Annotated in this window: 9 protein-coding genes; 4 read left to right on the top strand and 5 right to left on the bottom strand. The window is 38.8% G+C overall.

The features are described 5' to 3' along the window. Positions 1–136: 136 nt before the first annotated feature. Positions 137–1,246 (top strand): M24 family metallopeptidase, encoded by a 1,110-nt coding sequence (locus AC504W_RS24915; RefSeq protein ID WP_494874919.1) that lies wholly within the window; start codon positions 137–139, stop codon positions 1,244–1,246. Between the two features lie 72 nt (positions 1,247–1,318). Here the strand turns inward: AC504W_RS24915 and AC504W_RS24910 are convergent, their stop codons facing one another. Next, entirely contained in the window at positions 1,319–1,540 is a 222-nt protein-coding gene (locus AC504W_RS24910) for a hypothetical protein (protein ID WP_494874918.1), read from the bottom strand. 323 nt (positions 1,541–1,863) lie between these two features. Between AC504W_RS24910 and galK the strand changes: the two genes are divergently transcribed. The 3 genes from galK (at position 1,864) to AC504W_RS24895 (ending at position 3,878) form a co-directional block, all read left to right on the top strand. Next, positions 1,864–2,943: a galactokinase gene (gene galK, locus AC504W_RS24905; protein WP_494874917.1), complete on the top strand. Its 1,080-nt coding sequence runs from the start codon at positions 1,864–1,866 to the stop codon at positions 2,941–2,943. Then, positions 2,933–3,337 carry a signal peptidase I gene (locus tag AC504W_RS24900; protein ID WP_494874916.1) on the top strand — a complete coding sequence of 135 codons (405 nt, stop codon included), beginning with the start codon at positions 2,933–2,935 and terminating at the stop codon, positions 3,335–3,337. The genes galK and AC504W_RS24900 overlap by 11 nt, the downstream gene beginning before the upstream one ends. A gap of 178 nt (positions 3,338–3,515) precedes the next feature. Then, on the top strand, positions 3,516–3,878 hold the full coding sequence (locus AC504W_RS24895; RefSeq protein ID WP_494879461.1) for a hypothetical protein: 363 nt from the start codon (positions 3,516–3,518) through the stop codon (positions 3,876–3,878). An 80-nt stretch (positions 3,879–3,958) separates the two neighbouring features. Here AC504W_RS24895 and AC504W_RS24890 read toward each other — a convergent pair whose 3' ends face one another. The 4 genes from AC504W_RS24890 to AC504W_RS24875 all read right to left on the bottom strand — a co-directional run bounded on the left by AC504W_RS24890 (position 3,959) and on the right by AC504W_RS24875 (position 11,375). Beyond that, entirely contained in the window at positions 3,959–5,227 is a 1,269-nt protein-coding gene (locus AC504W_RS24890; RefSeq protein ID WP_494874915.1) for an ATP-grasp domain-containing protein, read from the bottom strand. Between the two features lie 54 nt (positions 5,228–5,281). Further along, the gene (locus AC504W_RS24885) at positions 5,282–6,151 is read right to left on the bottom strand and encodes an isoaspartyl peptidase/L-asparaginase family protein (protein ID WP_494874914.1); all 870 of its coding nucleotides are present in this window, start codon (positions 6,149–6,151) and stop codon (positions 5,282–5,284) included. A gap of 14 nt (positions 6,152–6,165) precedes the next feature. Next, positions 6,166–7,848 carry a GTPase HflX gene (gene hflX / locus AC504W_RS24880; RefSeq protein WP_494874913.1) on the bottom strand — a complete coding sequence of 561 codons (1,683 nt, stop codon included), beginning with the start codon at positions 7,846–7,848 and terminating at the stop codon, positions 6,166–6,168. Between the two features lie 860 nt (positions 7,849–8,708). Further along, positions 8,709–11,375 carry a hypothetical protein gene (locus AC504W_RS24875; protein WP_494874912.1) on the bottom strand — a complete coding sequence of 889 codons (2,667 nt, stop codon included), beginning with the start codon at positions 11,373–11,375 and terminating at the stop codon, positions 8,709–8,711. Between the last annotated feature and the right edge of the window lie 44 nt (positions 11,376–11,419).

Here is an 11,419-nt window from a genome sequence, read left to right as displayed (position 1 = left end):
GTACGATTTTGACTACCAACCTCAACCACACCGACTATTTACTGATGAAGATTGGGTTTCAACACCTCAGACAGACGCAGGTGGACGTAGATGATTTTGATAATTAGTCATCTGTGTTCATTTATTTTTATTTTTTATGAACGAGGAAGTATCTAGAAAGCTAGAGTTAATCAGGCAAACTCTTACGGTAACTGAGGTCGAGGGTTTGCGTATACGTGGTACAGATTGGTTTGCTTGGGCAACTGGTGGTGCATCTAATACCATCTTGCTAACTGCTGAAACTGGTGTAGCAGAAGTGTTAGTTACAGGCCAAGATGCGTGGATATTGACGGACGAAATTGAAGCGCAGCGTTTAAAAGATGAGGAATTACCGAGTAATTTTAAACTGCATATTCACCCTTGGGCTGATGCTGCGGCGCGTGAGAGTTTTGTTAAGGATGCGACTGCTGGGGGGGAAATAATTAGCGATGTCTGCAACAACGCGAAGCGCGTACGCCCTACTTCCCAAGAACAACCAATTCCACCTTCTCTCCAAGCTTATAAACGAGTATTAATGCCCACTGAGTTAGAACGATATCGCCAAGTCGGACAAAAAGCCAGCGCAGCGATGACAGAAGTACTCAAAGCTGCTCGTCCTACCTGGACAGAATATCAATTAGCGGGTGCAGGTGCAGAAGCATTGTGGGCTAGAGGTTTGCATCCAGCGCTGACATTAGTAGCTGGAGACAGACGTTTACCTTTGTATCGTCATGCTACCCCAACGGGAGAAAAACTTGGAAGGCAGGCAATGTTAGTATTTTGCGCTAGAGGATATGGTTTATATGCCAACCTCACGCGCTTTGTTTGTTTTGGTAGCCTTTCAAAAAAGGAAGCTGAATTACATCGTCATGTGAGAGAAATAGAAGCCACAGCCCTATCTACATCTCAGCCGGGAATAACTCTTGACACAGTTTATTCTGCACTAGCCCAAGCCTATGAACAGCATGGTTTCCCCAATGCTATCCGCGAACATCACCAAGGAGGAACTACAGGCTATTTAGCCAGAGAGATTGTCGCCAATCCACTAACAAACGACTTTTTAACAGAAAATATGGCGATCGCTTGGAATCCTAGTTTATCAGGAGCGAAGGTTGAAGATACTTTTGTCATCCTCAAGGATAAAAAGCTAGAAAACCTGACTTTTGACTCTAACTTTCCTAGTGTTGAGGTGGATGGAAGATTGCGTGCAGTACCTTTGGAAATATAGAAAAATCAAAGGGACACAATGATGATGTGTCCCATCTCAGAAATAACATTTACTCTGTTAACAAAAGCGAGATTAGGGGTTAATAATTCCGTAGTAAATGGCAGTGATAAATAAGAAAGCACTCAAGATTACTAGAGTTAAGCCATAACGTAATCGCTTATTTGGCAAATCTTGTTTAGTGATTACACTATCTTTCTGCACCTGAGTTAGAGGTTCAGATTCGCCGGAATTGTCAGGATTAATGTAAGTAGATTGATTTTCTTTTGTTTCTGCGTGATTTGTAAAAAATTGCATAGACTTTTTTTGCCATATTGTTGGCTTTGTTGCTGCTATTTTTCTAAAAATTAACTTATCAATACATCAGCCTGAAGCATTACCTTAGTTTTAACTTTGGTTCTGCTCAAAGAGTTATCTAATATGAAGTTAGTCTGTAATTGTTAATACTTGGAAAAATTTCTAGTAAATTTCATTAAGTTATACAATGTTATGAGCAATAAAACAGAGTTAGAATATAACCTCATAAACATTCGCAGATATCATCTACTTAGGTTTTTATAAAAAGTTAAACCTCTAGACAGATGTGCAATATTTAATTAATTTTCTATTAAAATATACTTATGGATTTTCTCCAAATATTCGGCACATTATCAGTAACTCAAGCTCATGCACCGGGAAGGGTGAATTTACTGGGCGAACATACCGATTACAACGATGGTTTTGTGCTGCCAACAGCGATTCCTCAACACACAACAGTACAATTAAGTTTCAGTGATGATGGACAACACCATTTTTATTCCGCCAATCTTCAAGAACATGTCAGTATTTTAGATATTCATCATAGTCCTTCTGGATTTGCCAGTTATATTTTTGGTTGTATTGAAATTTTGAAACAAGCAGGATACACGATTCCTTCGCTGAATGTGTATGTCCAATCATCAGTTCCTATAGGTTCTGGTTTATCTAGCAGTGCAGCATTAGAAGTCGCAACACTCCGAGCAATTCGCCAACTTTTACATCTCCTTATAGATGATGTGGAAATTGCCCAACTTGCCCAACAAGCAGAAATTCACTATGCAGGAGTGCAATGCGGCATTATGGATCAAATGGCTTCTAGTCTTGCGGACACTCAACATATTTTGTTTTTAGATACCCGCACTCTAGAACGTCACATACTTCCTTTACCTAACAAAACCACGATTTTAGTTATAGATAGTGGTGTAACCCGCACCGTGGCAACTAGCGGATACAACCAACGCCGTGCAGAGTGTGAAGAGGCGGCACATTTATTGGGAGTCAAGGCATTGCGAGATATCACAGATGCTCAAGTGACAGAAAGCTTACCAGAACCATTAAACCGTCGCGCTCGTCATGTGGTGACAGAAAATAATCGTGTCTTAGAAGTTTTGCAGGGAGTAAAACCTGAGCGTTTTGGCAAGTTGATGAACGCATCTCATACTAGTTTGCGCGATGATTATGAAGTTTCTGTTCCAGCCTTGGATATATTGGTGGAAATGTTACAACAAACCCCAGGCGTATTGGGTGCAAGGCTAACAGGGGCTGGTTTTGGTGGGGCTTGTGTGGCTTTGGTTGCATTAGGTGCAGAAAAAGCCGCCACTCAAGTTCTTGAACAATACAAAGATGCAGGTTACACAGGAAAAATTTTAGTTCCTAACTTTGAGGTGAGTAATGCAGCCTAAAGTTATTTTTGGCAATGCTGAGAGTGAAGGTGCAAATCGTTGGGGTTGGTTTATGAGACACTTTATCACCCCAGATGATGATTTACGCTCAACTACCGCACTAGAAATCAAGTGGGGTGTACATAAAGCTGGAGAGAGTAGAACTGAGTGGGCTGTAAATCATCAAGCTGCGACTCTTTCTATTTTGATTAATGGGCAATTTTGCCTTCAGTTTGAAGATAGAGAGATTATCTTATCTCGTGAGGGTGATTATGTGCTTTGGTGCGCGGGTGTGCCACACTGCTGGGTGGCTAAGTCTGACTGTACTATTTTGACGGTGAGATGGCCTTCAACTCCCAATGATAGTGTAGGAGTGCAATCGCATAATATCTCCGCTGGAGACTCGCACAAATAAACCAGGCAAAGCCTGATTCGCAAATAATATACTCAACCAAAATAATTACTCAATTGAGTTAATACACAGCGTATTTTTCCCCAATTAGTTATAAGAATAGTTCTATCTATGGATAGTAAGGCTAGTAGAAAATAAAAACTAATATTAAAGAATAACTTGATTAAAAAGTATAAATATTATGACATCAAACACCCCCCCAGACAATCGCCAAGACGAGAATAAATATGAGCCAGAAGATAATCCTGGAACTCAAACCACTGTCCCAACTACAGATAAAGGTGACACTCCTTTAGATGAAAGATATCGGATGACTGGTCAAGAATCAGGTACAGAAACTCGTCAGGGTGCTGAACCTGAAGCGGCTGGCGGTAATGTTACAGTTCCTGGTTTCCCAATCAAGGAACAGAGTCTCGTTAATCAAATTCTTGCATCTTTGACAATTCCCGAATTAAGAATTCGGGAATTATTATTTTATAGATATTTCCTTAAACTGACTGCACTAACACAGCATTGTTTTTTATATATGAAGCGAGTCTTCTGATAAAAAGTTTTTCACAAAAATAATCTATAATATTTCAAGTTTCACTATAATTAAACCCTCGATTTGTAAATCATATTTAACTAACTTTGTAATCCTTTACTTTGTAATTTCTCCTCAATATGCTGCATTTGTGCTAGTGTTTCTCCTGTAATAACCCCGTATATATCAGTATAAATTGCACTGGATTCTTTTCTCTCTAGAGCAGATAATATAATCAAATCTTTGCGCTCTAATTCTGGCTTTAAAGTTAGAAAAATTGATTCTAATGAACCAAAGATGCGGTAGCTACTAGAATATTTAGCTACCTCTTTGCCCAGTGCTAGTAAGGTGTGGCGTTGCAAGCAAAGCGGAGTTGAACCGTTAACACGGAAATTGACATCAATCACATACATCTGGCCTTCTTTATCTTCTAAAACATCAAAGCCAATAACGCCAAAATATTCGTGTTGATGAGCATACTTACCAATAGCGGCAATCATCTCCGAGAATCTATTCATGTCTATTTCACGGTAATTAATCATACCGCCTAAATAGTTTCCCTCTGCGGTAACAAGTTGACTTGTAGTACCAATAAGCTTGATTTCTCCCGATTTATTAATATAGAACTGGACGCAGTAATTCTGGACAACATTTTTAATAAACTCGGAAACAATAATCGTATCTAGCAACTGAATATCGATGTATTTCCTCAGTTCTTCAAGGCAGTAATTTAGCTCCCTGGTGTTGTTGATAATATAAGTGCCTTCTCCAGAAAGCCCGTGAGATGTTTTGATGAGATAGGGAAATTTTTCAGGTAAGGGAATATCTGCAAGATTAACTTGCTGAAGGTGGTAAGTTGCGTATTTGGGATATGGTACACCCAGTTCGGCTAAGGTAGCTTTGTTGAGCAAGTGATAGTGGGTATCGGGATTAACAGCGTGTTTTTCAGGTTTGAGATGATCAAAGGGAAATAGAGTGATTAGTTGATGAAAGCGATCGCTCTGACTAAGGTCATCTAAATAAGTCGAGCAATCTATCAACTCCATATTGGAGTAATTAAAGCCAAAATGCTCCTCCCAGTAATCAATTAACAACTTTGGTGGCGGACTAATCACAATTCCGGGAATAGCATTGCCTAAAACAGCCAAATTTTTCCAAGGCTCTTTTTGAGCAATTTTGTCAAAAGCAGTTTTGGTTGTTTCACTACTCCCATCTTGAATAAAATATTTTTTCGTGTTAAGGAATGCTGCCCAATTAGCAGTTGCAGGATAATTCAAGATAAACGCATAACTCGCATCTGTGATATCTTCAGCAAACAGATCAGAAAGAGAACTCCCTTGGAAGTATTTAAAGTTGGATTTTGAGTTCATATCTAATTTAAAAATGCGGAGTAGGAAATCAAGACAAATTACGAATTATTAAAATTATTTCTTGGTGAAAAAAGCAGCTTTATCCATTTCTGAGGTCATATAAGCAACTGCCATATCTTGAGAATTATACGCCCAGCCTACTCGTCCTTGATTGTCTATCAGAATGCAGCCAGCTTCACCTTTGACTTTAGATCTTAAAGTGTCAATTGCCATTTGCGCGGCTTCGTCTGGGTGCCTGTCTCCCACCAAAAAATCGATCGCAGTTTTCGCCAAAACCACCGGAATAATCGACTCGCCATCACCTGTTGTGGAGCAAGCGCCGAGTTTATTATCGGCGTACAAACCACAGCCAACCAGTGCAGTGTCACCAACGCGTCCACTCTGCTGCTTTGTCGTTCCACCTGTTGAAGTACCAGCCGCTAAAATGCCACTGGAATCTAAAACTACACAGCCTACAGTGTTTGGACGGTCAATGACTTTTTGATCTTCCTGCCACTGTTGCAACTGTTCCTGAGCTACTAAATCATTTTTATTACACATTTCGGACTGACAATCTGCGGCGAAGCGTTCTGCACCCCGCGCAACTAACAACCTAGGTTTGTCATCCATAATTTTTCGTGCTACTGAGATAGGATGACGTACACCCTGAACGGCTGCAACGGCGCCCCAACACAAAGAGCCTTCCATAATTGCTGCGTCTAGCTCTACTTCTCCGTCGCTGTTGAGAGTCGCGCCCAGACCAGCGTTAAATGTTTGGTCAGCTTCCAGAACCCGAATAGCTGCTTCTACAGCTTCTGAAGCACTACCGCCACCGAGTAGCACTGCCCAACCAGCTTCTGCTGCTGTACAGCCTTTATGGTTGGCTGCAACTTTGTTTTCCGTAATGGTTTTTGCTCCACCATGAACAATAATAGTTGGTATCATAAAATTCCTTGGGTTTAGTATGAATTTTGTGGGGCTGCAATCTCAATAGCTACTTCTATTAGTTGCAGCAAATGCTGTTTTAAAGTTTCTAAACTTAATCGCTCAGTCGCCGAAATAAATACAGCTTGCGGATATTTTTGTTGAGCTTCTGCCAAGGTTTCACTACTTACTCGGTCAATCTTATTAAATGCAATTAAACTTTTGTCGGGAATTGCAGATATTTCTTCTAAAATTTCTTGCACACTCGCAATGTGACTTTCCCAAGCTGGGTGAGATAAATCTACAAGATGCAGTAAAGCATCAGCCTCCGTTACTTCTTCTAATGTGGCGCGAAATGCGTCTACAAGTGACGGGGGCAATTCGTGAATAAATCCTACAGTATCTGTGAGTAAAATTGTTCTGCGTTCTTGAGTTTCTGGTTGCGTAATTACTACTTTGCGCGTTGTTGGGTCGAGTGTGGCAAATAATTGATCTGCGGTGTAAACTTCCGCGTTAGTTAACACATTGAGTAAAGTGGATTTACCTGCATTGGTATATCCTACTAATGCCACAACTGGAATTTCTTGCTGTTGTCGCTGTTGGCGGATGCGAGCGCGATGTGCTTGTAATTGGTTTACTTCTTGCTGTAATTGAGAAATTTGGCGTTGAATTGTCCGTCGTTCAGTTTCTAGTTTAGTTTCACCAGGCCCTCGTGTGCCAATTCCTGCACCTAATCTCGACATTTCCTGTCCCCGTCCACGTAGCCGAGGCAACATATATTCGAGTTGCGCTAGTTCTACTTGTAATTTACCTTCTTGAGTACGCGCACGTTGAGCAAAAATATCTAAAATTACTTCTGTGCGGTCAACAACTCGCATCCCAATTTCATTTTCTAAATTGCGGGCTTGAGATGGAGAAATGTCTCGATCAAAAACAATTAAATTTGCGCCTAACTTTTGCGCCAAAAGTTTGATTTCTTCTACTTTTCCTTTACCAACAACTGTTTGTGGATGCGGCTGAGAGCGTTTTTGTCGCATTGTGTCCAAGACAATTCCTTTAGCACTGTCTACTAAACGTGTTAACTCTACTAGTCCATCTTCAAATCTTTGGGCTGACACATTATCTGTTTGTACTCCCACAAGCAATACTCTATCTTGCTCAGAAAAGACTTCTTGGGGTAAAACTATTCCGCCTGCATCGGAAATATCTTTCTCCCATTCTGCAACTAAATCGCTAAAGTCTTGTTCCGTTAAATCATCTAAACTGAGGGGTGGAGAAACTATCCAAGGTGGTTGTAAATCAGGAACTAAATAAGCTAAAAAAGCTTCTTCAGCTTGGTTATTAACTATACTTAAAGTCACTAGAGCATCTAAACGCTGGCGTGCCATTGTAATTAATGCTGTTTCATCAGTAGTTGCTGATTTAAACTGAGTAGCAATGCAACGAATTCCTATCAAACGTTCGGCACTACGCCGAGGTAATTCTTCCACTGGGATTTGAGTTTGATTTGGAGTCCCCACAGAAACTCGGAGAATTTGTCCACGCCGATTAATGTAACAACAAATAGGATGTTGGATTGTGGCACTAATTACTGCTAAAGTTTGAGCGAATTCTAGTGTGATAAATCTGTCTGCTGGTTGCCTGTCTTCGTAAAGCTGTTGTAATTTTTTGAGGTGACTCGATTTGATGCCTTGAAGATTGCCGTAGATATTTTGCATAAATCTAAATAGTTTAACTGGGTTTTATCAAATCTTGTAACAAGCTTGAATGACTAGAAACCTCAAGCCAGTTGCTACACTACGGGAAAGCTTTGAGCGCAAAAGTTGAGTATTTCCCGCCCATAGCTTTGGCTAGACTATAAAAACTAAGTCTGGCTAAGAGAAAATTGAGTTCTGTTGCTGCAATTTTAATAGTTAAGTGGAATATGTAAGTTTTAAAATTATTTCTCTAATAATTATCCTTTTTAATTTCAAGTTAATCTATCAAGCGAAACAACTAGATAAAGTTGCCTACTCTTCCTAAAGAAAGTTTATTGAGAATTGATCAGAAAAGCAGACTCAACTATAGTAATCTAAATGAGTCGTGAAGAATATAGATAAGGAAATGCAAACCTCATTCTCGCAGCTTGCCACAGAGAAGATTACTAAGGACATATAGAGAAAAAAAGCAAGTAATTTGGTAAGTGGTTAGCTTATTTACTTACTAAGTTTGACAAATATGAAAGGTAAAAATTCAGGTAGCAGAGTATTGACAAAGATAACACTTGAGGGGGAGTATCACAGATATTAACCAAAGTCTGCCTCAAGATTTAAATCCAGACAGCGTGCGTTGGGGAGACAGTCCGATCTTCTCTCAAAGAGAGAGGCTAACGCCCGCGTAGGATGCCCAAAGGGCTGTAGGGGGTTTCCCCCAGCAAGAACTGTCGAGAGGGTTTCCTGACTTGAGGCGACTGTCGTCGGCTTTGTTGACTTGTACTCCTACGGGGAAGCAAGCTACGCGCAGCGTCTCCGATTAGGAGAAGCAACTGGCGTGCGACTTCAGTCGCTAAGTAGAAGATGTGAAATATTAGTAATCAGCTTTAAAACCGAAAACCCCCCTCAAAACGAGCTTCAAATGTACTCCCACTCATTCCTAAACGAGACTCCCAAAACATACCATTACTAGGAATCTCATGCTTAATTAATAATCCATAAGCAAAATCATTAATTCTACTTCTAATACCACGGCTAATATCTCGAAAATTTTGCACATAAGCTCCAAAATACCAATTAGAGTTTACTTTTTGAGTGCCTTCTAGAGTGTAGAAAAAATTTTCACTTATTTCTATACTAGTTTTCAACTCCAAACCTGTGCCAAGTTCCAATGCACCTTGAAAAAATCCGGCTTGTCTCAAACGACGGGTTTCGTCATAAAATACAATACCTGTAGCCAATGAATAGTTATTCCTATATTTATCTTGACGAATAAAGGAGTAACTCAAATTTATATAAGCAGGGTTTTGATAGTTAGCTCCACTATTCCAATGAAATCGTAAAACTGGAATATGGCTAGTAATAGCTTGAGTTTCCCCAGCAGCATTCAATTTTATATGAGTATTAATATAGTTTAATAAGCCATTAGTATAAACTCCAAATGTAGGCTCTGAGTTGCCAAGATTATTTACAATATTAAATCCATTATTTGCATTTAAGTTATACCAAATGCCTGAATTAATACTATAATTCCAATTGCCAGTAGAACCAGCCCATAAACCTTCTAAAGTAGGTAAAGATAAATATCCATTAAAAGTTTGCAAGTAAGTAATCAACCGCCCATTTTGACTTAATTCGATATTATCAAAAGCTAAATCAAAGGAACGGATATTTACCGGTACGCTTGTAGTATCAGATGAATTAAAATTCTGCACAAAATCTTGACCATCAGGGCCAATCAAAGTTACTTGTAAAGCTGATGAGCGATTATTTGGAAAAACAGATGTTTGTTTTCTAGGAATAGGCACATTAACAGATGACAAACGGCCAAAACTTCGATTTGAAACATGTATCTTAGAAAGATAAGTCTCACCTTCTTTCCAAGTACGTTGTCCATCTATAAATTGAACTGCTCGACGATAATTACCAGTGCGAATTTGTAAAATACTAGAACTATTTGGAGTAATCGTACTCGGCAAAGTGAAAGTTCCAGAAACTTGCTCTAAACTACTTGTTCGATTACCTAAAAAAAGTGTTCTATTGAGGATTTGATTAATTTTTCTTCTCTGTTCTGGTGTCGCTTTTGAGTTGATAGGTGCAAAATTTTCTTGCCGAGAAAATCTCTTTTGAGCTTCTTGCAAACTTTCTTCTAGTTCTGGAAGATGTATTAACTCAAAAAGTCCTCCTGCAAGCATTCCTAAAGAAGCATTAGCAGTTTGTATCTGATCTACATCTATTTGATCAGCAGAGAAAGATAAAGAAGCACCAGGGTTACTATAAATATTAGTATATGTTGCTTTGTTGACTAAAGAATCGTACTGCAATAAAGTCCGATTATGCGGACGACTGAAATAAAATCTCTGCCAGTTCTGATTTTCGGTTTTATCTCTAGTTCTGAGTATAGTTTGTCGTTGACCCAAAGTAACCCAAAATAATGAATTCAGGTAAGAAAAATTACGTTGTTTATCACTAATATCAGGATTTAGCAAAATGTTAAACAAATCAGAATTATCAAATTGTTTTTGATTCCCTAATTTAATTCCTGGTATAGATGTAGTTGGAGCTTGAAATCGCGTTTTTTCGCCAGTTAAAGGATTTCCCCAAATAAATCCAGCTTGTTTTAAATTATCTCTAGGGATGACCGTTCCTCGACGGAGGCTTACATCTCCTAATAATGGTTGTAAGTTATTAGTAGGGAAAGATTGTAAAATTAAAGGTGGGTTATTGGCATTCAATCTAGAAATATTAGGAATGAGCGCAGTTATATTTGAACTATTTGCTGTACTCGGATTATTAATCTGAACAGGAGGTGCAGGAATACCCTGTGGATTGACTAACTCGGCAGCAATTGATTGAATAGAAAATTGGCTTATATCAGTTCCTCCTACTAGTTCTTGAAAACCTTGAGGAAGGGAGGAAACGGCTTGCATTCCCCAGAGTCTTTGAGTTAATCGCACAACCTGTATACGTTCAAAGTCTGTGGTTTCTCCTTGATACAAAATCCCACTTTGCCATCCCTGAGTTTCTACTACAATTCGATTCCCCGGTAGTACCCAGTAGAATTGGTCTTCTTGAGGAAAGTGGGCAAAGTTAAATCGCTCAACGATGGGATCTTCTGCTGAAAATTTTATGGAAAAATCAATATAATTTGTACTTTGAAAGGGATTAAATGAAGATGTAGCAAAAGTTAAATTATCTCTGGGGTCAATTATCCAAGGATATCTGCTGGCGCTATTAGTCAGAGCATTCAATATAAATATTTGTAATTTTTTTTTATTTAAAATAGGATTTGGTTTGCTTACATCAGGCTCATGAGAATCAGCATCTGGTGCTAGAAATGGATTAAATATTTTTGGGATATTTGTATCATTAAAGTTAGGAAAAACTCTAACTGTTTCTGAGGTTAAAGTTTGTGATATATATATGTTTCTTAAATTATATACATTCTCCTTTGAGATATTTTTATTAGGCAATAATACTGGAGATTTATCGTCTAATTTATTAGAATTAATTAATTTTGGAAATTGAGTAGTTTTTGCTTCTGCTTTATCCATAATTAAATTAGTAAAAAATAATAATACAAGCAGCAATACATTAC

The sequence above is a fragment of the Nostoc sp. C96 genome (assembly GCF_059384975.1).
The sequence above is the reverse complement of the archived record's forward strand: the minus strand, read 5'-3'. Positions and strand labels throughout refer to the sequence as shown.

What these genes read in the sequence shown, in the direction of transcription:
- AC504W_RS24910 (WP_494874918.1), bottom strand. Translation starts at nt 1,540, where the DNA reads ATGCAATTTTTTACAAATCACGCAGAAACAAAAGAAAATCAATCTACT.
- AC504W_RS24875 (WP_494874912.1), bottom strand. Translation starts at nt 11,375, where the DNA reads ATGGATAAAGCAGAAGCAAAAACTACTCAATTTCCAAAATTAATTAAT.
- hflX (WP_494874913.1), bottom strand. Translation starts at nt 7,848, where the DNA reads ATGCAAAATATCTACGGCAATCTTCAAGGCATCAAATCGAGTCACCTC.
- AC504W_RS24885 (WP_494874914.1), bottom strand. Translation starts at nt 6,151, where the DNA reads ATGATACCAACTATTATTGTTCATGGTGGAGCAAAAACCATTACGGAA.
- AC504W_RS24900 (WP_494874916.1), top strand. Translation starts at nt 2,933, where the DNA reads ATGCAGCCTAAAGTTATTTTTGGCAATGCTGAGAGTGAAGGTGCAAAT.
- galK (WP_494874917.1), top strand. Translation starts at nt 1,864, where the DNA reads ATGGATTTTCTCCAAATATTCGGCACATTATCAGTAACTCAAGCTCAT.
- AC504W_RS24895 (WP_494879461.1), top strand. Translation starts at nt 3,516, where the DNA reads ATGACATCAAACACCCCCCCAGACAATCGCCAAGACGAGAATAAATAT.
- AC504W_RS24890 (WP_494874915.1), bottom strand. Translation starts at nt 5,227, where the DNA reads ATGAACTCAAAATCCAACTTTAAATACTTCCAAGGGAGTTCTCTTTCT.
- AC504W_RS24915 (WP_494874919.1), top strand. Translation starts at nt 137, where the DNA reads ATGAACGAGGAAGTATCTAGAAAGCTAGAGTTAATCAGGCAAACTCTT.